Below are 24143 nucleotides of genomic sequence, written 5' to 3' on the forward strand. Positions count from 1 at the left end.
TATTGCAACGTAGTCATCCAGGTTTATTGGCGGGCGTTATTGGTAAGACTGGTACCTAAGTCATTGGTAACTGGGTTATCTTCTCCACCGCTTGAGTGGGCAACAACGTACCTGAACGTACCTGTTGTTCAAGCTGTTGCAATTGCTCCTGAAGGCCCGGCTGGCTGAAAAAACGGTGTTCTATCTGCTGGCGAAGCAACGTTCGGAACCAGTCGAGTGCCTGCGTTTGCCGGTGACGGACACGCTCACCGGTTTGCGTGAACAGAGCCTGATGCTGGTCGATCATCGTCCAGATAGCGGCTATGCCTGAACCGGTAGTTGCCGAACAGGTTACTACGGGCGGTTGCCAGCCGGTACCGGTAGGCGGAAACAAATGGAGCGCGTTCTGGTACTCGACCCGCGCTCGATTGGCGGCATTGGCGTTATCGCCGTCGGCTTTGGTAATGGCCAGTGCATCGGCCAGTTCCATAATCCCCCGCTTCATTCCCTGTAGCTCATCGCCCGCACCTGCCAGCATTAGCAGCAGGAAGAAATCGACCATGCCATGCACCAGCGTCTCTGACTGCCCCACGCCCACGGTTTCAATCAGAATGACATCAAACCCGGCGGCTTCACAGAAGAGCATGGTCTCGCGGGTTCGATGCGCTACACCGCCCAGCGAATCGCCGGCGGGCGATGGACGAATATACGCGCGTGGGTCCATCGACAGACTTTCCATCCGGGTTTTATCACCCAGGATACTTCCGCCCGACCGCTGGCTGGTGGGGTCGATGGCCAGTACGGCCAACTGGTTGCCGAGGCTGGTCAGGTACGTGCCGAAAGCTTCGATAAAGGTGCTTTTCCCTACGCCCGGAACGCCCGTAATGCCCACTCGCACCGACGTCTGCGGACTATATGGCAACACACCTTCCATTACCTGCCGCGCCAGTAGCTGATCGGCCGGGAGCTGGCTTTCCACCAGCGTAATGGCGCGGCTTAACACCAGCCGGTCGCCCGCCCGCAGGCCGTCGATGTAGTACGATGGAAGTTGTCTGGGGCGCATTTTTAAGGGGTTAGTTTGACGTTTGTGGTTACCCTGCTAAGTCACAACCAGGTAGGTGAACATCGTAACCACAAGCCATAAACATCAACCTAATTCTTTAAATCGTCTGGTGTCGTGATCTTGATATTCTCGTAGTCGCCTTCGATGAGCGAGATAGGATAACCGGCGAATTCCAGCACGCTGGCGCAGTCGGTGAAATGAGACTGCTCCGGACCGGCGAAGGCCCGCCGAAACCAGTCGAGGCGGAAAGTCTGCGGGGTTTGAACGAGACGTACCTGAGCGCGGTCGATGGCCTTGCTGGTACCATCGCTATTGACCAGACGAACCGAGTCTTTGGCGGGCACGCAGGTAACGGCGCTGCCTTTGTGGGAAGCCGTAGCAAAGCTTTCGGCAATGGTCGCCGGTGTTACATACGGCCGAACGCCATCATGCACGGCTACTAATCCCGTTTTGTCAACCTCCGTTGGAATGCTGGTCAGGCCATTCCGCACGGACTGAAAACGCGTGGCCCCGCCAATGATTGTGGTGACGTTGGCTGGGTAAAACTGGTGGGTGTCGCAGAGTGATTCCCAGATAACAAGGTCGCGTTCGGGCAAAACAAGCCGAATCGGCATATCGGCGGAATAAGCCAGAAACTGTTCGATCGTATGCTGTAGAATAGGCTTACCGTTGAGCAACAAAAACTGCTTGGCAACGTCGGCTTTCATGCGGCTTCCACTGCCGCCAGCCACAATAATGGCAAAAAAATGAGTTGTACGTGTCAAGGTTTAGTCTTGAAAGTCGCAGAAATAAGAGTACAAAGTCTGGAAAGTCGGATATGAAGAAGTCCAGAGTCTGAAAATCACCTGCTAAAATACAATTTCAGCAAATGGACTTTCCAGACTCTGGACTCTTATGAATGATTTTCCGGACTACTGCTTACAGAATCAGCATCGCGTCGCCGTAGGTAAAGAAGCGGTACTTCTCTTTGATGGCAACTTTGTAGGCCTCTTTGATCAGCTCATGCCCGCCGAACGCTGAGGTCATCATCAGCAACACCGATTCGGGTAAGTGCATGTTGGTCAGCAGCGCATTGGCAATTTTGAAATCGTAGGGCGGGAAAATAAACCGGTCTGTCCAGCCTTCAACCGGCTTCAGCCGACTATTGGCCGATACCGACGATTCAATAGCTTTCAGGGCAGTGGTACCAATGGCACACACACGCTTTCCTTCGTCGAGCCCTTTATTGACAATCTCTGTGGCTTCGGGTTCAATCCGAAAATTCTCCGAATCGGTTTTGTGCTTAGTAAGGTCTTCCACATCCACCTGCCGGAACGTACCCAGCCCAATGTGTAGCGTAACGGGTGCAAAGTGAATGCCTTTAATCTCCATCCGCTTCATCATGGCGCGGGTGAAGTGCAGGCCGGCCGTTGGAGCGGCCACTGCACCTACATGTTGGGCAAACACGGTCTGGTAATGTTCCCGGTCAGCTTCAACCGACTCGCGCATGATTTCGCGGGGAATCGGCATCTCGCCCAACTGATCTACGGCCTTCATGAATTCGTCATGGTTACCGTCAAACAGGAAGCGGATGGTGCGGCCGCGCGATGTGGTGTTATCAATAACTTCGGCAACCAGATCGCTATCGCCAAAATACAATTTATTACCTACCCGAATCTTTCGTGCCGGATCAACCAGCACGTCCCAGAGTTTCATTTCGCGATTCAGTTCGCGCAGCAGAAACACTTCGATTTTCGCCCCCGTTTTTTCTTTGTTGCCGTACAGTCGAGCTGGAAATACTTTCGTGTTATTGATCACCATTACGTCGCCATCTGAGAAATAGCTCAGGATGTCGCCGAACTTCTTATGTTCAATGGTTTTGGTTTTACGGTCAACAACCATCAACCGGGCTTCGCCTCGTTCAACCGGATATTTGGCAATCAGACTTTCGGGGAGGTCAAATCTAAATTCAGCTAGTTTCATACACGATTTCCCCTTGATAATTAAGCCTATAAGATGGGGAAAGTTCGCAAATATACGACACAAAACCCCGGATTCGACGGGGGAGGGGTAGGAAAAGTTAGTGAAGCTCGCCCAGGCTACTGCTCTGCCAACCTAAGCAAGCAGATCAATAGCCCGAGGAGGAATTCAACGATCAGGAAATCACGACTCGGTCTGCGGCGACGTAATCGGCTGTACAGAGCCTTCCGTGTTCACGTTACCGCGTTCGGATACATTGAATTTAGCCATCAGTTCAGACGACGCTTCATTGGAGTAGGTGCCCTGAGCGGATACAAAAAGGCCTTTCATGCCATTGGTACACGATATGGCGTAGAGCGTCATTTCGTCGCCGGGGTCAGATGTGCCTTCGAACCGATGGAATTCATCGACCATAAACTCGTCGCTTCTGTACCGCACGTCTTCCTTGCTGGTCACCTTCAGGTGGTCGTTCTCAGGCGCAAATTCTTCGGTGTAGCCGCGCTCGTGCAAATCTTGCATGGCTTCGGTAAGGGTGGTGAAATGTGTCATAACGAGCTTCTGTTTTAGCAATAAAACCACTTTAAGGGGCGGTTGTTCGCTGGTTGATTGACCGGTTACCGTTTTATATCTATAGTTGTTCAATAGGTTTTAAAGAACAAACCGGCGCGTAAGTGATTTAGATGTTGAAACACATATTTATTCAACTATGAAAAATTCAATCATGCTAATGGGAATCGTAGGCGTATTAGGCCTGAATTCCTGCAAAAACAACGGCACCGATGTGAACGCGCCAGCTTTTGCCGAGCGTACGTCGTTTACTGCCAGCCGCCAGTACCCGGAAGGCATCGCGTACGCGCCTACGCTCAACAAGTTTGTGGTTACATCGCTGACGCAGGGAAAAGTAGGCACTGTTGATGTAAACGGCACCTACGCAGACCTGTTTAGCGACCCGCAATTGATCTCGACGCAGGGCATAAAGGTGTTCAACGGAAAGGTCTATGTATGTAATGCGGCGCAGGGTATTGCCGACAAAACCACGGCGGCAGCAACCATGAAAACGGCCGGCCTTTTCGTGTATGACCTGAGCACGAACCAGATCACCCGGCGAACCGATCTGGCCGCCCTGTTGCCCAATGCGCAACACCTGGCCAACGACGTAGCCATTGATGCACAAGGCGTTGCCTACGTAACCGACTCGTTTTCGCCAGTCATATACCGGGTAGCCGCCGATGGCACGCCCACGATCCTCGTCAATAACCCGACGTTGGGTGTTGCATCGGGCCAGTTTGGGCTAAATGGAATTGTGGCTCACCCGAACAATTACCTGATTGTGGTGATCGCTTCGACTGGAAAGCTGTACAAGATTGATTTGGCCAACAGCAATGCGATCACGGAAGTTACTGGATTTGCTCCGGTTACCGGCGGCGACGGAATGGTGTTGATCAACGATGATTTGTACGTAGTAAACAACCGGAATCAGGTAACGCAACTGCGCGGAGCCAACAACTGGGCGACGGCGTCAGTCATTAAAACCGATGCCGTTGGTTACGATCAGGCCACAACCAATACGGTGGTGAACGGACAGGTATATACGGTCAACGCGCGCATTGGCGAAATAGGCGCTGCGGCTGGCAATCCCGCCAGCCTGACATCCTCGGCCTATAGCATACAGCGATTCAAATAAGTTTGCTGTCTTCTGTTGCGCTGCTTAGGAATATTTCTGCTTTCGGCAGCGCAACAGAAGACAGTAAACTCACTTCCAACTTCCTTTCATCCCCCAATTACAACCGGTAACATAGAAAAGGCATCAGGTACGTGGTGAATTTGTAGATTACAGCACAAATACCTACTCGTCACCCCTTTACGCCTGATTTTTCTATGCAGCTAGTTATTGAAAACCTATCTAAAACGTATAGTAACGGGGTGCGAGCCCTCGACAATGTTTCACTGACCATTCCGACGGGCATGTACGGGCTGCTGGGCCAGAACGGGGCTGGTAAAAGTACGCTCATGCGCACACTGGCTACCCTACAGGATGCCGACAGCGGCACGGCCATGCTGGGCGATCTGGATGTATTGACGCAGAAAGAAGTCGTTCGTCGTACGCTTGGCTACCTGCCACAGGAATTCGGCGTGTATCCCCGCGTATCAGCCTCCGAGTTACTCGACCATTTTGCCCTGCTGAAAGGCGTGATCAACAGCCGCGAACGGGCGCAGTTGGTGGAGGCGCTACTGAATCGGGTAAACTTATATGAGCATCGAAAAAAGGCGGTGAGCAGCTACTCGGGTGGTATGAAGCAACGCTTTGGCATTGCGCAGGCGCTGATTGGCGACCCTCAACTTATCATCGTTGACGAACCCACGGCGGGTCTCGACCCCGGCGAGCGCAATCGTTTTTATAATCTATTATCCGAAATTGGCGAAAACGTCGTCGTCATTCTCTCCACCCATATTGTGCAGGATGTGATGGAACTATGCAACGACATGGCGATCATCCATCAGGGCCGCGTTCTCTACAGCGGTACACCCACAGCCGCCGTAGCGGGTCTGTCGGGCCAGGTCTGGGCCAGATCGATCAGCAAGGCCGATTTGCCGACCTATCAGCAAACCCACACGCTGATCTCCAGCAAACTCGTGGCTGGCAAACCCCTTATTCATATCCTAAGCGATGTTGACCCCGGCGATGGCTTTGTTGCTGCCCAACCCGATCTGGAAGATGTATTCTTCTCGGCTATCTCGTCGCCAACAGCGCGCGGATAACGCTTACGGTACTGATCAAAACAGATTTTTGTTTCTATCATCTTAAAGCCACGTTGCCAGCCCTGACCAGCAACGTGTGTGCATCGATCTGGTAAAAATCCGTATAGACCCGCTAAATCCGCCCAATCTGCGTTCCCATCTATGTTTTTCCACCTCTTCACCTTCGAAATCCGGTATTGGCTCAGACAGCCGATGGTCTGGATATTTATGCTCGTTAATATCGTCATGTTTGCCTGGGCTACGGCATCAGACGACCTGACGATTGGCGGATCGTTTGGCAACATTTTCAAGAATGCGCCTTATGTCATCCAGAATAACTACGCCGTCTGGACCATCTTTGCGTTGCTGATGACTACGGCCTTTGTGCAGAATGCCGCTCTTCGCGACTTTACATATAACAGCCATCAACTTGTGTTTTCGTCGCCCATTCGGAAGATCGATTACCTGGCAGGGCGGTTCCTGGGCGCGTTTTGTGTAGCACTCATTCCGTTCCTGGGAATTTCAATCGGGATTCTGCTGGGTACGTTGATCGGGCAGGCCACTGGGTCTGTTGAGGCCGAACGGTATGGACCGGTAGTATGGTCGGCGCACGTGAACAGCTTTCTGACGTTTGCCGTAGGTAACACCTTCATTTCGGGGGTATTTGTCTTCATGCTCGCCGCCCTGAGCCGGTCAACGGTGATCGCTTTTGTGGGAGCGGTGCTGTTACTAGTGGCTCAGATCACCGCTTCGAATTTGACTGGCGACCTCGACAATGAGCAGATGGTGGCCTATTTCGATGCGCTTGGTTTTGGTCCGTTCGGGCTCGTTACGAAATACTGGACTGTTGCCGAGAAAAATACGCAGTCGGTTAGCCTGCTCGATAGCTACATGGCTATCAACCGCCTGATCTGGTTTGGTATTGGACTGGTTTTACTGGGCATTACTTATGTGCGGTTTTCATTCAGCGAACGAGTGAGTGGGCCGGGTTGGTTTGGCCGTAAAAAGAAGACCGATAGTTTACCAACCGATGCGGCAGGTATCGCTGTATTTGGCGCAGCGCAGCCGCTACCTCGTGTAATGACTCAGACGGGAACATCGGCACAGGTTGCCCAGATGTGGCGAGTGGCGAAGACAGATTTTAGAGGTACCATTCGTGGTACAGCTTTTCTGGTTATCATGCTGCTGGGACTGATCAACATGGGCTTTTCGCTGAAGTTCGCCGATAATTTCTACGGCCTGTATTCGTTTCCCGTCACTTACAATGTGGTGCAGACGATTCAGGGAACGATGGGCATTTTTCTGTTTGCCATCATCATCTTCTACTCCGGCGACTTGATCTGGAAGGAGCGCGATGCGGAGCTGGATCAGATTTATGATGCCACACCGCACCGGAACTGGAGCGTATTTGTGGGTAAACTGCTGGCGATGATCGGCGTGGTGCTGGTTATTCAGATTTTGTGCGTACTGGCGGGCGTGGTGGCACAAATGCTGATGGGTTACACGAATTATGACCTGAAACAGTACGCCATCGACTTCTTTGTGCTGAGCATGTCGCGGCTCATTCCGATCATCGTGCTCTCGATGCTACTGCATACGCTGATCAATAATAAATACGTCGCGTTTTTTGCTGTAGTTATCGTGCTCATTACCAACGGCTATATCTGGAGTCCGCTGGATGTGCAAAGTAACCTGGCGCAGTTCAACGCAACGCCAGACTACACCTATTCAGATATGAACGGCTGGGGGCCATACGTGGCTGCGCTGGCTTGGTTTAGAACGTATTGGCTGCTGTTTACTGCCTTGCTAAGCGTGGTAGCCGTACTGTTCTGGGTACGTGGTAAAGACACAGGCTGGCAGTCACGCTGGCAGAGCGCCAAACAGAATTTCGTGGGGTTGAATCGGCGCGTTACGGTTGGTTTGCTAGCCGTCTGGTTAGCGGTGGGTGGCTACCTGTTCTACAATACGTATGTCGTTAATCCGTTCGGAACGTCGAAAGTACAGCAGAAACGGCAGGTGAGTTACGAGAAAGCTTACAAGAAGTACGAACATCGTCCACAGCCGCGCATCATCGATGTAGCTTACACGATCGATCTGTACCCCGATGAGCGTGAGCTCTCGGTGTCAGGTACGTATCAGCTTAAAAACCGCACGAACGTACCCATCGACTCGCTCCATATCGTGCTGCCCAATCGGATGAACTACCACCTGACCATTGCCGGGGCAAACCGTGTGCTGAACGATTCGCTGCTTCAATACAATATTTACCGGCTGGCCCGTCCAATGGCTCCCGGCGATTCATTGAGGTTGACCTGGACGGCCCACCGGCAGGCGAGGGGCATTGAAAACGAGGTTGAGTTTGTGCAGCAGATAAACCAGAACGGTTCGTTTTTTAACAACATGGATATTTCGCCGCAGATTGGTTACCAGAAAGACGGGGAGATTGGGAGCAAAAACGACCGAAAAGAATACGACCTGCCCGAACGAGCCCGGATGCCCAAACTCGAGCGCAATTGCACCACTGATTGCATGAACACGTACATCGGCGGTAGTGCCGACTGGGTGAATGTGCGCACGACAATCAGCACCAGCCCCGACCAGATTGCTGTTGCTCCCGGCTCGCTGCAAAAAGAGTGGACGGCCAATGATGCAAAAGGACGTACCCGGCGCTACTTCAGCTACGCGCTTGACCATCCGTCGCTCAATTTTTACTCGTTTATTTCGGCCCGCTTCGAGGTAAACCGGAGCAAGTGGAATGGTATCGATGTGGAAGTATACTACGACAAGCAGCACCCGTACAACGTGCGGAACATGAGCGAGTCGATCAAGCAATCGCTGGCGTATTACACCGAGAACTTCGGCCCCTACCAGCATAAGCAGGCGCGCATCATCGAGTTTCCGAGGTATGCCAGTTTTGCTCAGGCTTTTCCGGGTACAATGCCTTATTCGGAAAGCATTGGCTTCATCTCAAAAATTGACCCTGAGACCGACGTCGATATGGTGAAATATGTGGTGGCGCATGAAATGGGGCATCAGTGGTGGGCACATCAGGTGGTGGGTGCCGAAATGCAGGGGGCTACGCTGCTTTCTGAAACGATGGCGCAGTATTCGGCCCTTATGGTGATGCAGAAAGCCTATGGCCGCGACCGGATGAAACGCTTCTTGGGGTATGAGAGCGATCGATACCTGGGCGCACGAGGCAGCGAGTCGGAGAAGGAGGTATCGCTTGAGAAGGTGGAAAATCAGGGGTACGTGCACTACAACAAGGGCAGTTTGGTCATGTTTAACATGAAAGAATTCATTGGCGAAAAAGCGGTGAACAATGCCCTGCACGACCTGACGTCAGCTTTTGCTTATCGTCAGCCGCCTTATCCAACGTCCTACGAACTCGTTGATCGTCTGCGTGCCAACACACCCGACTCCCTGAAATCAACCATCAGGGACCTGTTCGAGCAAATTACGATCTACGACAACCGGGCCACGGCTGTGAGTGCAAAGAAGCGCAAAGACGGACAGTACGATGTGTCGGTAACGGTGCAGACAGCCAAGCTTCTTGCCGATTCGCTTGGTCGGGAAACGCCGCTGCCACTAAATGACCTCATCGACGTGGGCGTGTATGGTAAACCGGCCGACGGTAAGAAAATCGGCAAATTGCTGGCCATTCAACGTACCCGAATGAAAGCCAGGTCAGGTACGTATTCATTCGTGGTAAAAGAAGCACCGTATGAAGCAGGCGTTGATCCCCTCAGCTACCTCGCCGACCGTATTCCGGCGGATAATCTGAAAAAGGTGACGGGGTTATAATGAAAGACTGGTGATTGAGTTGCTAATCAATAGCAGCTCAATCACCAGTACTAGCTTACGCTTGCGTTACCTGGTTGTTGCGGTAGGTTTCACGGATTGCGCTACTTCGATAAAAGGGGCGATCCATACTTCGCTTTCGTGCTGTTTCAGAAACTTGAGCAGCTTACGATGCTCAGGTAAAGCTACGTTCAAATTATGCTCACCACCGACGCCGTGAAACAGGAAAACCAGCACTGAATTGGTCGCCATAGCCTGCTTCACCAACGCAATCATTTCCTCGCCCGACTGGCCATTGATGCCATATGCGCCCACGTTGGCCAGGTCTACCGCCGTAGGCTGGCGCATTTCGCTGGCAGTGCCACGAGCCGCCACGAAATCGCCCTTCACCTGATTGAAATAGTAGGTGCCGCCGATGGTCCGGTCGCCGCAGGGGTAGGCGAAAGTGCGCTGCTTTTTGCCGTCGAGCGCTTCCAGGAACGTGTTCGTCATCCGAATCTCGTCGACGATGCGCGGCACAGTGTAGGTGCTCAGGTCCCGATCCGGTTTAACCCATTCCCGGCCAGGGCCACCCGTACATGGATGAAACAGGGTGTGGTTGGCCAGTTCGTGCCCGTGCGTGGCCGCCTTTTTCCAGTCTGCAACGCGCGCCGTTACGCCTGGGAAACTGCCCGACAGGTAGAACGTGCCTTTAAACCCCAGCGAATCCAGCGCGGGAACCACATTGTCGAGATGAACCTGTAAGCCATCATCGTAGGTTAGGGCTACCGCACATTTTTTGCCTTTCCAGGCGGGATTCTGCGCAAAGAGGAAACTGCTGGCTAGCAAGAAAATACTGATGAACAAAGCGTTTTTCATACCGTGGAATAGAGACAGAGCTTAGCTTGCAACAGCCAAAGAGTTTGTATGCTGAAACTGTTGCCTAAGTTGTTGAGATGATGGACAATGGCAAAGATATTGATTTTCTGAAGGCGTTTTTTGTTAATATGCCGCACTAACCCACCTGCGCTGGTACAGATTACCTTCCCGATAATACGTATTTATGAAACAAGCTCTCCTCTATCTCACTCTGCTCGGCTCCGGTGCCTTTGCGCAAACGCTATCCACTCCAGAGAAAACTATTCTGGCCACCGTACGCAAGCAGCAACCAGAAACGGAAGCGTTTCTGGAGAAGGTCGTGAACATTAACAGCGGCACGCTGAATAAAGAAGGTGTCAGAACAGTGGGGAAGCTGATGGCCGACGAATTCGATAAGCTCGGCTTCAAAACGGAGTGGGTCACGCTCCCCGATTCGCTCAACCGTGCCGGGCATCTGGTGGCTACGCGGCAGGGGAAGCGCGGCAGAAAACTTTTCCTGATCGGTCACCTCGATACGGTTTTTGAGAAGAGCGTGCCGATGGAGCCTTTCAAACGCGAGAACGATTCAACAGCATCCGGGCAGGGTGTCAACGACATTAAAGGCGGCGACGTACTGGTCATTGCCGCGTTGAAAGCCCTGCACACCCAGGGCCTGCTCGATGACACGTCGATCACGATTTATTTCACCGGCGACGAAGAGAGTTCGGGCGGCTCCGAAAGCCGACGGGATTTCATTGAACGCGCTAAACGCTGTGATATGGCGCTGGCGTTTGAAACGGCGCAGGGACTGCATACTGTAACAACTGGTCGGCGGGGTTCGAGTAGCTGGACACTAAACGTAACAGCCCGTACCGGCCATTCGTCGCGCATCTTCAGCGATTTGGGTTACGGCGCCATCTACGAAGCATCACGCATTTTGACTGAATGCCGGCGTACAATGGGGCAGGAACCAAATCTCACGTTCAACCCCGGGCTGATGGTTGGCGGTTCGGAGGTACGTTACGACGACAAAACGGCGAAGGCCGAAACCGTCGGGAAAACCAACATTGTGGCTGGCTCGGCGCTGGTAAAAGGCGATTTGCGTTTCCTGGGTGAAGCCCAGAAGGAAAGTGCCCGTACGCGTATGCGCGAGATCGTAGACAAGAGCCTGCCGCTTACCAAAGCCACCATTACTTTCTCGGACGGTATTCCGTCTATGGAACCCACCGCCGCCAACGATGCCCTCCGCAAGCAGGTAGACCAACTCAGCCGCGACATGGGTCTGGGTCCGGTTATGGCGGGTGACCCCGGTTCGCGCGGCGCGGGCGACGTTTCGTTTGTGGCGCAGTACCTGCCTTGCCTGGATGGGCTGGGTGCTTCCGGCAAAGGCGCACACAGCATCGAAGAAACCATCAACCTTAAAGAGTATCCGTTGCTCATTCAGCGCACCGCGTTGCTATTATACCGAATGACGCGGTAGTCGCACAATTCAGAAAGAACAACGTACCCAATTGACGGCGAACCCGCCCCAATCGATTGCTGGTCACGGCTTGAGTTGCTGACTGTATAAGGTGATGTTGATAAGTGAAATATGCGTCTTGTAATGACTGTTTATTGCCTTGATCACTTCATTCGCCAGCACTGCCTGCCCCACCGCCGACGGAAGTAAGCCATCCATTGAAAAGAAGTTACCGGTCGGAAAAGCAGGATCAACGTTGTAGCCGTCGTCTGTGACATACTGACCACTCATAATTTTTGCATATACCGTTTCCAGGTCTACAACCGCGAACCCTCGTTCGACTGCTAAAGGCTTGATGAGGTGGTTGTTATAACTTGCGATAGATAGTCTAAGAGCGGTGGATTCCTTGTCTGTAATCACCTGCTCGTCGGGCACGGCGTCTTGCTTATTCTGCCCAATTCCAGCGAATTTATTGCGGAATGTGGCGTCTATTCGGTCCGTAGGAATCAGAATGGTTTCTGAGCTGGCATAAAAAGCTTCGCTCGTGTTGTTGCCATCCCGAACGTAGATACCAGCCTTTTTCTTTGGATCGTATAGATGAAAATAAGGCCAGTCGAGTAGTTGCGGAACTGTAAACACGACTGCCCTAGCACCTTTGTTTTTGAGGTAGTTCAGCAGGTTCGTTATCTGTTCTGTCGCTAAACCATCGGCCAGGCTGATGCTGAGGTTGCCAGGCTGTTTTGCAGACCCAAGAAACAAGTCGAGGCCTACTTCGACCGTGCAAAAGTCAGCCTCCTGCGCAATCAGCAAATCCCAGACACTTGCAGTACCCGCTTGCCCTACAGGTTGTATCCGTTGCAGATAGCCCGGGTATTTTAGAAGGACATCGGCATATGGCTTCATGTTCTCCGTGGGAATCGCTTTCTGTTCATACACATTAAACGTGTTGCGATACAACTCGCCGGGGCTCAGATAAGGCAGACTCAGATTGCGAACCGGATTGCCCGTATAAGGACGTAGTGTGAATGGGTCAGTGCGAACCACACCCTTATTATTCGTCACTTCCTGCCATTGTGGGTACGGGGCATTTGACTTCAATACATAATAGCCCGTTCCATTTCCCTGATCAAGATCGAAGAGCGGCGTTGTGAAATTCGCTAACCCTAATTGACGAGCCAGCAGATTAGGAAAAGCGCCTAATTGGCCTTCCCGATATAGCCCTCCGTTGCGTAACCCCGCTGAAAGAGAACCGCCTATGGCAACGTAGTTGAGTTCATGCGTCCTGTTGATTGGTTCAAGTCCGGTAAGATCTGGCTTGATCGCGGGCAAATCAGGTAGCGTAACGTTGACTGGTACGGGCCGATTGACCGACCCTACGACCAGTCCTTCGCTTGGTACTGCATCTTTATTGATAGAACTGGTGAGGTCAACGGAGGTAAGGTTATCGTGGCATCCGCTGGCCAGAATCGTTAGAGCAATCAATGCTGGCAAAGCCAACGTACCTGTAGCGTAGCGGTTGTTCATTGTGATAAATGAGATATAATAGTAAGCCGTTACATACGCAAGCCTTTGAAAACGATTTCACTACTTGCGGACATACGTAATCTCGTAGTCGGAAGGCTGCTTCGGAATAACCACCAAATTGCCCTGACCATCATGCGGAGAGCCCGACTGGCAATAATGCTCCGTTACCGTGTACGTGATTCGTTTATTAGTATCGTCGCGCTGTACATCGCGTGTATAGCTGGTGTGGATTCCCCTGCTTATGGTAGACAAGCCCAGTATCTCAACTTTTGTAAAGTCCATGCTGTCGAGACGGGTTGCACAGCAACTGGAGAATACCTTTTTGTACTGCTCCTGGCTAGAAATGCGAACGCCATAACGACCCAAATCTCCGTCTGCATCATTCGCAGCATAAGGCCTATCCAGAACGCGAACGACGAGTCCGGCCATCCGGTCAGACTGCTCGGAACAGAACGGGTCCACGCAGGAGAAAAAGAGAAGAACCAGTAACAGGACCATGTATCTCATATGGCGTATAATGAAAAAAGATAAGCTCACCCACTTATTGTCAATTTAGTATAATAAGGATACATAAATTATTAAACTTATTCACTGAGCATCCGCCTGGCAGTACACGCAGTTGTCGCTCACTACGATTTGAACTGGCGGAGGTTATACGTAAACGTCATCATGAAATAGCGGTTCAATACCAGCGAGCGGCTGTCTTCCAGGTACGTCTCCGAGAACGTCCGGCTGACGCTGTTGTTCTGGTTCAACAAATCGAAGACCGATAGTTTCAGTTCGCCGTTCTGATTCTTGAACAGGCGTTGCGCGAAGCTGGCATTCCAGAGTGTAAACTTCTGGTTGAACCCGCCCGACAAGCCTGCATATTGCTGGTAGTTGATATCCGAACGAAGCACCATGCCTTTCCAGATATTCCAGACCACATTACCCCCGGCCGTCTGCGTGTTGAACGAGTTATTCAGCCTGGGTTGCAGCGTGTTGACGGCCCGGTTGTAGGCGTAATTATACGACAGCGTGAAGTCGATCTTTTCGCTGATGTTGCTGCTCAGCACGATTCCCTGGCTGATGGCGTAGGTGTTGGCGCGGTTCACCTGGAAATTGATCAGGCTTGGTGCGCTGTTGTAGTTCAGGCTGGTGTTCAGGTTCAGGTTGCTTTTCATGAACGTCAGCGGTGTGCCGTACGACATGAACAGACGCAGATTCACGGCATCGTCGGTGTTGACGGGGCGGGTCAGTTGGGTGCCTTTTTGCAGGAAAATACCTTCGCCGGTTGAGGAGGTAACGCCGGGAACGCGCATGGCGCTATCAGCGATGAAGAGCGACGAACCGATGGGGTCCTGCGTGTAATTGGCGCTGATGAGGGCAACCAGACTGCTGGCTTTCTGCACCGCCGTTTTAGTGAATCGGGCCGATACGTTGTGGCTATAGCTCTGTTGAAGATCGGGGTTACCGATGGTCTGTAACAACGGATTGGTGTTGTTCAACACGTTTTGCAACTGGTTGATACTCGGGGCCTGCGTGTTGGTGCGGTACGTGAACCGAAGCCGTAAATCCTCCGTAAAGCGGTAATCGGCCGTGACGGTGGGCAGCAGATTCGTAAACGCCCGATTCACCATGCCGATGCGGGGAAACAACTGATCGCTTTGTAGATCAGCCCGTTGCAGATCGACGGAAGCCGATAGCCGTACTTTTTTTGAGTTTATGTTGTAGCCCACGCCCGCCCGCTGCGTCAGGTAATCGTTGTCGAAGCGATTGCTGAGCAGCGAATCCAGCAGATCGTAGCGGTCTGAGGCGGGGTTGAGCTTGTAGGTGAGCCGGTCGGAGTTGCTATGGTTGATGCCCGCGCTGTAGGATAACTGGAGCATACCCTTGCCCAATGGTTCGGTATAATTCAGGTTGGCTGATAGCTGATAACTGTTCGATAGTGTGTTGGTGCGCTGATTGATCGCCTGCCGGGTGGTGGTATCGACGCCCACAAAATCGTTGATCGACGCCAGCGTGCTCATGCCATTTCGGTCGTTGACCGACGTACCCACGTTGAGCGACATCGTTCGTCCCCGCTTCTCGAACCGGTGCCGAAACAGAATCGAGTTACTGAACGAAAGTCCCTGATTCGTTGATGAAAAGGAATTGTCTGACCGGTTGAGCAGGCTGTTGCCAAGCCGCGTTTCGCTAGTCGTCAATGAACTGGACTGGTTGGTTTGAAAGCTCAATCTAGGCGTAATCAACAGCGAATTATTTCGGTTGATGGTGTAATCGAGCCGGAAATTCAGCCGGTGGTTGAGGTTGGTGCTATAATTCGAGGTCTGTTCGCGGTACGTCTGGGTCGAATCGCCGGTTTTCTGGTAGTATTCGCGCAGCAGCGATTGCTCATTGCGGTTGCTGCTTTGGTTCAGGAAATAGCTGCCGCGAATGGTCATTTTCTTGCCCCAGGAGTCACTGTAATTGATACCCAACGAGTTGGTGGTGTTGATGCCGCTCTGCTGACCAACCAGAAAATTATCGGTGCCACCGCCGCCGTTGCCGCCGCCCGGTGCGCCACCACCACCGCCCCGGCCCCCGCGACCCCCGCCTCCGCCACCCTGACGCTGATTACCGCCACCGCCCAACACGCCCAACAGATCCTGACTCGCAAAATTTTGCTGGTTGATGTTATTGCTTTGCCCGATGATCGAAATGCGGCGGTCTCCTTTGAACAGGTTCACACTTCCGCCCGCTGCAAACGTCGCGTCGGTACCGGCAACGGCGGTGCCCACGCCACCGTATACTTTCCCAAACTGGCCGTTTCGTTTGTCCGCGCGCGTAGTAATGTTGATCGTTTTTATGGTGTTCCCATCGTTCACGCCCGTGAACTGCGATTGGTCGCTTTGTCGGTCAAACACTTCAATTTTGTCGATCACTTCGGCGGGTAAATTCCGTAGGGCAATGGTTGGGTCATCGCCGAAGAAGGGCTTGCCATCCACCAAAATTTCCTGCACCGTTTCACCCTGCACTTTTATCCCGCCGCCACTCATATCCACGCCCGGCATTTTTTTAATCAGGTCTTCGGCCTGCGCATCGCGGTTTACTTTAAAGGCGTTGGCGTTGAACTGAAGCGTATCGCCTTTCTGCTCGGCGGTGGGCGTTTTGCCTTTGATCACCACTTCGTTCAGTTGCCGGGCCGTTTCCAGCAGAATGATCGTAGGTACGTTCACCTGCCCCGAATCGAGCTGAACCGTTTGCTCCGTATTGTTGTAGCCAACAAACGAGGCAATCAACGTGTAGCCACCGGCGGGTAGGTTGTCGAACATAAATCGACCGTCGAGACTCGTTACCATACCACGTCGGATGGTGCTGTCGGTCAGGCTGTTGAGACGAACGGTCACGCCGATAAGCGTATCGCCTTTGGCACCGGTCACATTGCCACTGACCGACCCCGTTTGCTGGCTGAAACTGGCGGTGACAGTGACCAGAACGAGCAGTAATCCGACGGCAACTCGGCTGATAGTGTGGGGAAGGAATAGTTTCATAACGTTGAGTAAAATGGCGCAGAACGCCTGATAAATAGGGCAGTTGGATAAAGCGTAAATGCCAAAGAGAAGCTTTTGTTTGGCGTCTTTCATAGGCTTAGGCCCTATACCCGGTCAGAACTTGCGGTGGGGAGCAAAAAAAAGAAGAACGCCTGTATGGGCGTTCCTCTTTTTGGGCGCAGGTACGTTACTGTGGCGTAACTCCCTTACCGTGTCGAATCGGCGGCCATACCGTTTCGCTTTGTGCGGGGCATCCGGAAGGCGCGGCTGGGTAATTCACTCAATAATTTGTTAAGCAGGGTTCGCTGGGCAGGCGTACAGATTTCGGCTACCCGGTCGAAGTGCGCCAGCGTTAGCAGGTCGATTTCTGCGGCTTGCTGGTGGAAAGCCAGCGCCTGCCGACGGCGTTGCGCATCGGTAAACGACGAATCGGCGAGGCGGAAATAGGCTTTTCTGGCTTGTCGAAGGGGTTTTTGTCGTGGTTCAACTTGCCGGAAATACGCCTTTTGTAAAGCTGCCAGTTGCTGCCGTTGCTGCGGGGTGAAACGAAGCGTATCGGCCAGGAACGTACCCACGTGCGACGACCGATTCCGGCGATGCTCCGTGGTCGTGGGACGTACCCAGATCCAGGTGAGCAAGCCAATGTTAAGGGCTACCAGAGCCAGAATGAGCCCTAGTAAAGAGCGGGTGCGCCGTTGTTCATTCATAAGCCAGAATAACCGGGTCTACATCGTACTCGTCTAGTAAGGAATTGGTAGCAGCAACGCTTGATATCCGGTCTGGCATTGCCTGGCTCTGTGTTGTCCACCAGGCCGCACCGATGTTCAGCAGTACAAGCAACAACAAAGCCGCATAGGCATAGGCAGGTTGGCGAAGCCACCACGGCAGCCACTCCGCCGATTCGACCGATTGGCTTAATCGGGTTTGCAGCCGAGTGTAAAAAAATGGGCGCAGTTGAGGTTGGGCGCGCTTTCCCCAGCGGCGGAACTCATCGTCCCACTGCTCAGATTCATTCAGATTCTGCGTTGATTCGTTCATGGTATTCTGTACGGTGCCAATCGTTTGCGTAGTGTTTGTCGGGCTCGAAATAGAAGTGATTCAACCGCCGAAACGGAGGTTTGCATAATCGTGGCAATTTCCTGATACGACAGTTCCTCCTGATAATGAAGCGTAAACGCGACTTTCTGGGAGGCTGCCAGCGTCTGTACGGCTCTGCTAATCAGTTGGGTACGTTCGTTGCCTTCCAGCGTTGACTCGGGCGTTTGCCAATCGGGCGGATCAAATCGCTCAGTGGCATCGTCGCCGAAGAGGCTGGTTAGAAAAGCAAATCGTTTTTTACGTTTGCGATCCCGCTCTTTTTTCAACGCCCGTGAGGTAGTCAGCCGGTAGAGCCAGGTAGCCAGACTGGCCTCACCGCGAAAATTTCCCACGGTTTTATATACATCCACAAACACCTCCTGCGCCACATCTTCCGCTTCTTCGGGCGTTGGCACAATGGCCAGGGCCGTGCGAAACACCCGCGTCTGGTACGTCTCAACCAACCACCGAAAAGCAGCTTCGTCGCCTTGTCGAAGGCGGTCCAGCCGGGCTAGTTCGTCAGGTTGTTCGTTCTGCACATCAGCATTCTTTTAGCATTAGGCCCCGTTGGTGAGTGAAACTTGCGGTGGAGGTGTAAAAAAATGTCATTACGCTACGCTGTCATTAAGTAGTCATTGATGGTCATTCGTTGGTTTAACAGAAAATGACCATCAATGACTACTTAATGACAGCGTAGCGTAATGACATGTCTACAACTCCTGCCCGCAGTGGGGGCATCGGCGTGGGGCTTTTTGGTACCGGATGTGTTCGGTAAAGCCCGACACCAAAATACCCGTTGGCAAGGCAAACAGCGCAATACCCAATATGGCCGAAATGCCACCCAGTACCTTACCTAAGGGAGTAATGGGATGAATATCGCCGTACCCAACCGTAGCCATAGCGTTGATGCCCCACCACATGGTAGCCGGAATACTCGAAAAAGCCTGGGACTGAGCGGGGTGTTCAACGTAGTACATCACGCTGGAGATGATGATCAGCATGAAAATGACCATAATCAGACTGAGTACAAGCTCTTCCTTTTTATCCTGAACTACCGCTAAAATCATTCGGTACGCGTGCGAATATTTCGAGATGCGAAAGAGGCGGAAGATTCGGAACAGGCGAAGTATCCTGACGATAGCCAGGTCTGTGGCGAAGAGGCTGACGTAAAAAGGAAGGATTGCCAGCAAGTCAATGATTGCCGAGGCCGACAGAACGTACCTGAGCCTGCCATAGAACCAGTGGTTATACCGTTCGTTCTCCACGCAGATCCACACGCGCAGGGCATATTCAATTGTGAAGAACACCACCGAAAATAACTCGAAATCGTAGAATAACCGGTTGTAAGTGCGGTTGTAGGCGGGCACTGTATGCAGCACAATGGCAATGGCATTCAGGGTAATAATGGTGATCAGCGTGATGTTGAACACCAGGCTGATGCCCCGGCGCTGACCTGCCGAGGTTTCCATAATGCGGTAAAGTGTACGGCGGATGTACGGAATGCTGATTGTCATAGTGAGTGGAATCGGTAGGGATAAAAATCCATCAAAATCCCGAGAACTCAGCAAATGGCAAGTGTATCTGGCGAAATAGCCCTGTAGCGCCAGTTTCGGTGCTACTTCGCCGAATACGGAAACGCCAGTGGGTCAGGATACGCAAAGCCATACCCAGTAGCAGTTACCAGTTTATCACCGTTGATGACTTTGAATGGGATTGGTTCGTTAGGGGTGACAAACATTGGCAGAGCGTACCCAAAATCGGCGCAGCTTTTCCGGTAGATGGCTTCGCGGGTAGGATGTTGGGGCGCAACAGCGTTATAAGTGCCCGTCAGCCCCTGTTCAATAATTGCCGCCAGCAGGCCAACGGCATCTGTCTGGTGCAGGTAATTAACAGGTACGTTGCCACTGTCTACGGTTCGACCAGCCACGTATTTTCCCGGAATACGCTGTTCGCCCATCAAACCGGCGCAGCGTATGATGGTGACCTTCCGTTCGGGCGCGAGCGATAACCATGTTTGCTCAGCTTGTACCAAAGCCGAAGCCCCCGACCTATCGGGTGTGATGACATCGGCTTCTACAACCTCGCGGTTCAGTTCGGGATAGACCGACGTTGAACTGACGTAAAGCACGTGTTTGATCCGGGAGGAACGTACCTGATCGGCCAGCAGACGCATCTGTTCCGGGTGGAACGCATCGCCCTGTTTTCCGGCTTTCGGCGGAATGTTTATGACCAGGTAATCAGCGTCGAGCAACGGCGACAGGTTGCCTTCGGGAGCGGGATCAAGCCGGAGTAGGTACGTGTCGATGCCTTTTTGGCGAAGCAAAGGTGCCTTCTCTGCCGTAGTTGTGCTTCCTTTGACCGCTATGCCTGCCTGCTGCAATCGCCCGGCCAGCGGTGTGCCCAGCCAGCCCAGGCCGATGATACTAAGCTGTAACGGTTTCATCGGCATTCACCCAGACTTCCATCGTATTCATGGTCATTGGGCCAAATTGAGTCAGAAAGGCTACATCAGCGGCATCGCGTCCGTAGGCTACGGTAATCCGATTCCCTTTAGGTTCAGTCTGTGTAGCGTCGAAGGTATACCAGATGCCATTGATGTAGGCTTCAAACCACGCATGCAAATCCATCGGTTTTAATTCGTGCAGATAACCGACCACCATGCGGGCCGGAATGCTCAGGCTGCGACACAGCGAGATGCCCAGGTGCGTGAAATCGCGACAGACACCAACCTTGTTATACAGCGTATCAGCCCCTGATGTGGTGGAGTCGCTGGTGCCGTATTCGTACCGGATATTGGCATTGATCCAGGCGCGGATAGCCTCCGCCTGATCATAACCTGGTTCTGCGTTAGCAACGATCTTTGCCGCTTCGTTGATGATAACCAGGTAATCCGATGGGCAGTAGCGGCTGGGCAGCATGAAATGAAGCACATCGTCGGGCAGATCCTGCACCATCGTCAGGGGCGCACCAGGTTCGGTGGCAATTGTATCGTCGGTCTGCACCACCGCCTGGGTACGTATGCGAAACTTACCGGAAGGAGCAATGAGCCGCTGACAGAGGTTACCATACAAATCGGTAAATTCCGTGACGGGCACTTCCGGCTCCATCTCGTAGGTTTCGCTGATGATCCATTGACCAGCGCCCGAGCGGGGGCGGAGCATCAGCATCAGCGGTGTGTCGTCGTGAACATCAAATTGCAGTTCGCAACCGGCAGTAAGTTTCATGTGTGTGTAGTGTATAGTTCAACGTCAAAGGTTCAACGTCCAACGTTGCGTTGCTGCATCACAGTTGATTACTTGCAGCAGCGCAACGTTGGACGTTGAACCTTTAACTTTGAACAACGTATGTTGTTTTACCAGACTCTTATTCGCTGATCCGGCGCTTTGTACAGCTTGTCGCCAGCTTTCACGTTGAAGGCATTGTACCAGGCGTCGATGTTGCTCAGCGGGCCGTTGCATCGGTATTGGCCGGGTGCGTGGGGGTCTGTCAAAATCAATTGCGCCTGCTGCTCGGGCAGTACGTTGATGCGCCAAACCTGTGCCCACGACAGGAAGAAACGTTGATCGGGCGTGAATCCGTCGATCGCGGTGTTGCCTTTGCCCTGCTTCGTTTTCTTGAAGGCATCGTAGGCAATGGCCAGGCCACCCAGATCGGCCAGGTTTTCGCCCAGTGTCAGTTTGCCGTTTACGGCCAGGGTATCCAGTACTTTGTAGCCAAAGAACTGCGCTTCTACTTTACCGGCCCGCTCTTTAAACTTGTCGGCATCGGCCTTTGTCCACCAGTCGCGGAGCGTACCGTCGGCGTCGTACTGGCGTCCCTGATCGTCGAATCCGTGAGTCATTTCGTGACCGATTACAGCACCAATGCCACCGTAGTTGATCGCATCATCGGCGTCGGCATCGAAGAATGGGAATTGCAGAATAGCTGCCGGAAACGCGATTTCGTTGTTTACAGGGTTGTAATAAGCGTTTACCGTCGGTGGTGTCATGCCCCACTCGGTCTTGTCAACGGGCTTACCCAGGCGACTGATCATGTAGTTGTATGACCACTGACCCGCCGCGTCTACGTTTCCGAAGAAGTCATTGCGTTTAATGGTAACACCGTCGTAGTTTTTCCACTTGTCGGGGTAGCCGATCTTCCGTTTGAACGACACCAGTTTATTGGTCGCTTTCTTTTTGGTTTCCGGGGTCATCCACTCCAGGCCATTGATATGCTCTTTGAACGATGCCTCCAGGTTATCCACCAGGGTCATCATCCGTTGCTTGGCCTCCGGCTTGAAGTAGTTCTGCACATACAACTGACCCAGCAAGTCGCCCAGTGTACCGTCGATGAGGCTACTCACGCGCTGCCAGCGGGGCGTTTGCTCTTTCTGACCCGTCAACACTTTTGAGAAGGCGAAATTCTGGTTTACGAAGGGTGAACTCAGGTACGGTGCAGCACCGCGCAGGAGATTCCAGCGCATATACGTCTTCACGTCAGCTACGGGCGTTGCTACCAGCAGGCTGTCCATCGCCTTGAAGAAGTTCAGGTTACTCACCAGTACGGTGTCCTGCCCTTCAACGCCAAACCGCTTCATCTGGTCAACCCAGTTGATATGCGGTGTTAGCTGGTCGAAGTCTTTGACTGTCAGTTTATTATACGTTTTATACGGATCGCGCATGTCTACACGGGCCATCTGAGCGCGAGCTAGTGCCGTTTCCAGCTTAATTACCTTATCGGCACTTTGGGCCGCCTGTGCGTCGCCGATCAGGCCAAACATCTTTGTCAGGTGATCGCGGTACGCATCGCGGATTTTGGTACTTCTCGGGTCGTTTTTCAGGTAATAATCACGGTCGGGGAGGGTAGTGCCGCCCTGACCAAATTGCGGCAAATATTTGCTGACGTTCTTACGGTCCTGCGATACCGAGAAACCATGTAGCATGCCGTTACTCTGCCGACGCTGGTATCCTAGTTCGTTCAGCACGTCGGTCAGGTTCTGTAGCTTGTCAACGCGGGCAAAGTCAGGTTTGAGCGGATCCCAACCCCGTTTTTCGATGGTAAGGCTATCCATACCGCTAGCATAGAAATCACCCACCATTTGCTGTAAATGGCCTTTCTTTGGATTCTTGGCCGCTTCTTCGAGTAAACTCCGCATAGCTTCCACGCTTTTCTCGCGGAGTTCGTTGAAGCTTCCCCACGACGTTTTAGACGCGGGAACGGCGTTCGTTTTAAGCCAGGTTCCGTTGGCATAGCGGTAAAAATCATCGCCCGGCTTCACGCTGGCGTCCATGTTTTTTGGATCGATGAATTTGCGCTGATCTGGCGGAGATGCCTTTTTAGGAGGATTATTGGCAAGCGTGGTACTACCTGCAACCAGCAGCGCAGCAGCCACAACGAGGCACTGTTTTTTCATGAACAGATGAAGTTGAAACGTATTTAAACACCAAATTTAATCAGGAATTTGCTGTCTTCAGCTACTAAAGTTTAGGGTCATTCGGCGTTATTACCGGCTATTTGCTGGTCATTTGCCGTAAACAGTTTATCCATTTATTTTACAATCGAACGATCATAAAACACAGGGCCAGCGTAGCGGGTTGATGCTCCTACAGACGCACTAATCACTTAACAACTACCCTTGATGCGCTATCTACCTATTGCTGTGCTAGTCTGCCTGACCGGGGGCGTCTTTGGTCAGGCATTGCCCCGTTTTCCACGGAGCCATTTTGGTACCTGGGAAGGTACGCTTCAGATCACCAATCCAGGTAATCGGCTTCCGCAAACCCTGTCTATGCGCCTTACCATCGATTCGCTGCGAGGACAGCCGGGCCGGTATGCGTTTCAGATTCAGTATGGGCAACAGGCCGTTCGCGCTTACGAACTGGTTGCCGTAAATGCAGCTAATGGCGTTTATCAGATCGACGAGAAAGACGGAATCGTACTTGATGCTGCTAAAATCGGCGATCAGCTAACGAGTCAGTTTTCAGTTGGGAACAGTCTGATCACCACAACCTACACGTTTCTTACCGATCCAGACCGTGTTGGTTTCGCGTTATTTTTCGCCGAAGCCCAACCGCGCACGACCGGCCCGGCGGCATCGCCCGTATTAACGTACCCAATACGTAGCCGACAGTTAGCCACATTGACTCGGGTTTCCAAGCGATAAGGTTGCTTGTTGCTCTTTTTTTCTTACCTTTGCACTCCCATTTTTTTGGGA

Annotated in this window: 20 protein-coding genes; 5 read left to right on the plus strand and 15 right to left on the minus strand. The window is 52.5% G+C overall.

The genetic code is table 11. From position 1 onward, the window contains the following. Positions 1-55 precede the first annotated feature (55 nt). The 4 genes from meaB to ACFE8Q_RS22780 form a co-directional block, all read right to left on the minus strand. Positions 56-1042, minus strand: coding sequence for a methylmalonyl Co-A mutase-associated GTPase MeaB (gene meaB, locus ACFE8Q_RS22765; protein WP_375447743.1), 987 nt, complete (start codon positions 1040-1042; stop codon positions 56-58). Between the two features lie 89 nt (positions 1043-1131). Next, the gene (locus ACFE8Q_RS22770; RefSeq protein ID WP_375447744.1) at positions 1132-1806 is read right to left on the minus strand and encodes a 2-C-methyl-D-erythritol 4-phosphate cytidylyltransferase; all 675 of its coding nucleotides are present in this window, start codon (positions 1804-1806) and stop codon (positions 1132-1134) included. Positions 1807-1960: 154 nt separating this feature from the next. Continuing rightward, on the minus strand, positions 1961-3004 hold the full coding sequence (gene queA, locus ACFE8Q_RS22775; protein ID WP_375447745.1) for a tRNA preQ1(34) S-adenosylmethionine ribosyltransferase-isomerase QueA: 1044 nt from the start codon (positions 3002-3004) through the stop codon (positions 1961-1963). A 180-nt stretch (positions 3005-3184) separates the two neighbouring features. Further along, on the minus strand, positions 3185-3550 hold the full coding sequence (locus ACFE8Q_RS22780; protein ID WP_375447746.1) for a hypothetical protein: 366 nt from the start codon (positions 3548-3550) through the stop codon (positions 3185-3187). Between the two features lie 157 nt (positions 3551-3707). On the opposite strand from ACFE8Q_RS22780, the gene ACFE8Q_RS22785 reads away from it, so the two are divergent. The 3 genes from ACFE8Q_RS22785 to ACFE8Q_RS22795 all read left to right on the plus strand — a co-directional run bounded on the left by ACFE8Q_RS22785 (position 3708) and on the right by ACFE8Q_RS22795 (position 9544). Continuing rightward, positions 3708-4685: a gluconolaconase gene (locus ACFE8Q_RS22785; RefSeq protein ID WP_375447747.1), complete on the plus strand. Its 978-nt coding sequence runs from the start codon at positions 3708-3710 to the stop codon at positions 4683-4685. Positions 4686-4879: 194 nt separating this feature from the next. Beyond that, complete coding sequence (locus ACFE8Q_RS22790; RefSeq protein ID WP_375447748.1) at positions 4880-5761, plus strand: ABC transporter ATP-binding protein; 882 nt, start codon at positions 4880-4882, stop codon at positions 5759-5761. A 141-nt stretch (positions 5762-5902) separates the two neighbouring features. Continuing rightward, positions 5903-9544 (plus strand): M1 family aminopeptidase, encoded by a 3642-nt coding sequence (locus tag ACFE8Q_RS22795; protein WP_375447749.1) that lies wholly within the window; start codon positions 5903-5905, stop codon positions 9542-9544. A 66-nt stretch (positions 9545-9610) separates the two neighbouring features. Here ACFE8Q_RS22795 and ACFE8Q_RS22800 read toward each other — a convergent pair whose 3' ends face one another. Further along, a complete protein-coding gene (locus ACFE8Q_RS22800; protein ID WP_375447750.1) occupies positions 9611-10399 on the minus strand; it encodes a polysaccharide deacetylase family protein in 789 nt (262 codons plus the stop codon). A gap of 184 nt (positions 10400-10583) precedes the next feature. Here ACFE8Q_RS22800 and ACFE8Q_RS22805 point away from each other — a divergent pair, with 184 nt between their 5' ends. Then, positions 10584-11858 (plus strand): M20/M25/M40 family metallo-hydrolase, encoded by a 1275-nt coding sequence (locus ACFE8Q_RS22805; protein WP_375447751.1) that lies wholly within the window; start codon positions 10584-10586, stop codon positions 11856-11858. Positions 11859-11921: 63 nt separating this feature from the next. On the opposite strand, the gene ACFE8Q_RS22810 is transcribed toward ACFE8Q_RS22805, so the two are convergent. The 10 genes from ACFE8Q_RS22810 to ACFE8Q_RS22855 all read right to left on the minus strand — a co-directional run bounded on the left by ACFE8Q_RS22810 (position 11922) and on the right by ACFE8Q_RS22855 (position 23342). Next, on the minus strand, positions 11922-13361 hold the full coding sequence (locus tag ACFE8Q_RS22810) for a hypothetical protein (RefSeq protein WP_375447752.1): 1440 nt from the start codon (positions 13359-13361) through the stop codon (positions 11922-11924). A 60-nt stretch (positions 13362-13421) separates the two neighbouring features. Then, complete coding sequence (locus ACFE8Q_RS22815; protein ID WP_375447753.1) at positions 13422-13868, minus strand: hypothetical protein; 447 nt, start codon at positions 13866-13868, stop codon at positions 13422-13424. Positions 13869-13990: 122 nt separating this feature from the next. Beyond that, positions 13991-16873 carry a TonB-dependent receptor domain-containing protein gene (locus tag ACFE8Q_RS22820; RefSeq protein WP_375447754.1) on the minus strand — a complete coding sequence of 961 codons (2883 nt, stop codon included), beginning with the start codon at positions 16871-16873 and terminating at the stop codon, positions 13991-13993. 206 nt (positions 16874-17079) lie between these two features. Continuing rightward, a complete protein-coding gene (locus ACFE8Q_RS22825; RefSeq protein WP_375447755.1) occupies positions 17080-17580 on the minus strand; it encodes a periplasmic heavy metal sensor in 501 nt (166 codons plus the stop codon). Next, positions 17573-17911, minus strand: coding sequence for a hypothetical protein (locus ACFE8Q_RS22830; protein ID WP_375447756.1), 339 nt, complete (start codon positions 17909-17911; stop codon positions 17573-17575). The genes ACFE8Q_RS22825 and ACFE8Q_RS22830 overlap by 8 nt, the downstream gene beginning before the upstream one ends. Further along, complete coding sequence (locus ACFE8Q_RS22835) at positions 17908-18489, minus strand: RNA polymerase sigma factor (RefSeq protein ID WP_375447757.1); 582 nt, start codon at positions 18487-18489, stop codon at positions 17908-17910. The genes ACFE8Q_RS22830 and ACFE8Q_RS22835 overlap by 4 nt, the downstream gene beginning before the upstream one ends. Positions 18490-18660: 171 nt before the next feature. Then, positions 18661-19464: an ion transporter gene (locus tag ACFE8Q_RS22840; protein WP_375447758.1), complete on the minus strand. Its 804-nt coding sequence runs from the start codon at positions 19462-19464 to the stop codon at positions 18661-18663. A 101-nt stretch (positions 19465-19565) separates the two neighbouring features. Then, positions 19566-20393 (minus strand): SDR family NAD(P)-dependent oxidoreductase, encoded by an 828-nt coding sequence (locus tag ACFE8Q_RS22845; protein ID WP_375447759.1) that lies wholly within the window; start codon positions 20391-20393, stop codon positions 19566-19568. Next, on the minus strand, positions 20374-21174 hold the full coding sequence (locus ACFE8Q_RS22850; protein ID WP_375447760.1) for a transglutaminase family protein: 801 nt from the start codon (positions 21172-21174) through the stop codon (positions 20374-20376). Before ACFE8Q_RS22850 ends, ACFE8Q_RS22845 begins: the two co-directional genes overlap by 20 nt. A 128-nt stretch (positions 21175-21302) precedes the next feature. After that, entirely contained in the window at positions 21303-23342 is a 2040-nt protein-coding gene (locus tag ACFE8Q_RS22855; RefSeq protein ID WP_375447761.1) for a M13 family metallopeptidase, read from the minus strand. Between the two features lie 225 nt (positions 23343-23567). Between ACFE8Q_RS22855 and ACFE8Q_RS22860 the strand changes: the two genes are divergently transcribed. Beyond that, positions 23568-24092, plus strand: coding sequence for a hypothetical protein (locus tag ACFE8Q_RS22860; RefSeq protein WP_375447762.1), 525 nt, complete (start codon positions 23568-23570; stop codon positions 24090-24092). The last annotated feature ends 51 nt before the right edge of the window (positions 24093-24143 follow it).

It is taken from the genome of uncultured Fibrella sp. (genome assembly GCF_964250085.1).
In the GTDB taxonomy this organism is placed as follows: Bacteria; Bacteroidota; Bacteroidia; order Cytophagales; family Spirosomataceae; genus Fibrella.

Bases quoted from the DNA above. Each gene is read 5' to 3' on its own strand.
- meaB (WP_375447743.1), bottom strand. From the start codon at position 1,042: ATGCGCCCCAGACAACTTCCATCGTACTACATCGACGGCCTGCGGGCG.
- queA (WP_375447745.1), bottom strand. From the start codon at position 3,004: ATGAAACTAGCTGAATTTAGATTTGACCTCCCCGAAAGTCTGATTGCC.
- ACFE8Q_RS22780 (WP_375447746.1), bottom strand. From the start codon at position 3,550: ATGACACATTTCACCACCCTTACCGAAGCCATGCAAGATTTGCACGAG.
- ACFE8Q_RS22785 (WP_375447747.1), top strand. From the start codon at position 3,708: ATGAAAAATTCAATCATGCTAATGGGAATCGTAGGCGTATTAGGCCTG.
- ACFE8Q_RS22790 (WP_375447748.1), top strand. From the start codon at position 4,880: ATGCAGCTAGTTATTGAAAACCTATCTAAAACGTATAGTAACGGGGTG.
- ACFE8Q_RS22795 (WP_375447749.1), top strand. From the start codon at position 5,903: ATGTTTTTCCACCTCTTCACCTTCGAAATCCGGTATTGGCTCAGACAG.
- ACFE8Q_RS22800 (WP_375447750.1), bottom strand. From the start codon at position 10,399: ATGAAAAACGCTTTGTTCATCAGTATTTTCTTGCTAGCCAGCAGTTTC.
- ACFE8Q_RS22805 (WP_375447751.1), top strand. From the start codon at position 10,584: ATGAAACAAGCTCTCCTCTATCTCACTCTGCTCGGCTCCGGTGCCTTT.
- ACFE8Q_RS22810 (WP_375447752.1), bottom strand. From the start codon at position 13,361: ATGAACAACCGCTACGCTACAGGTACGTTGGCTTTGCCAGCATTGATT.
- ACFE8Q_RS22815 (WP_375447753.1), bottom strand. From the start codon at position 13,868: ATGAGATACATGGTCCTGTTACTGGTTCTTCTCTTTTTCTCCTGCGTG.
- ACFE8Q_RS22820 (WP_375447754.1), bottom strand. From the start codon at position 16,873: ATGAAACTATTCCTTCCCCACACTATCAGCCGAGTTGCCGTCGGATTA.
- ACFE8Q_RS22825 (WP_375447755.1), bottom strand. From the start codon at position 17,580: ATGAATGAACAACGGCGCACCCGCTCTTTACTAGGGCTCATTCTGGCT.
- ACFE8Q_RS22830 (WP_375447756.1), bottom strand. From the start codon at position 17,911: ATGAACGAATCAACGCAGAATCTGAATGAATCTGAGCAGTGGGACGAT.
- ACFE8Q_RS22840 (WP_375447758.1), bottom strand. From the start codon at position 19,464: ATGACAATCAGCATTCCGTACATCCGCCGTACACTTTACCGCATTATG.
- ACFE8Q_RS22845 (WP_375447759.1), bottom strand. From the start codon at position 20,393: ATGAAACCGTTACAGCTTAGTATCATCGGCCTGGGCTGGCTGGGCACA.
- ACFE8Q_RS22850 (WP_375447760.1), bottom strand. From the start codon at position 21,174: ATGAAACTTACTGCCGGTTGCGAACTGCAATTTGATGTTCACGACGAC.
- ACFE8Q_RS22855 (WP_375447761.1), bottom strand. From the start codon at position 23,342: ATGAAAAAACAGTGCCTCGTTGTGGCTGCTGCGCTGCTGGTTGCAGGT.
- ACFE8Q_RS22860 (WP_375447762.1), top strand. From the start codon at position 23,568: ATGCGCTATCTACCTATTGCTGTGCTAGTCTGCCTGACCGGGGGCGTC.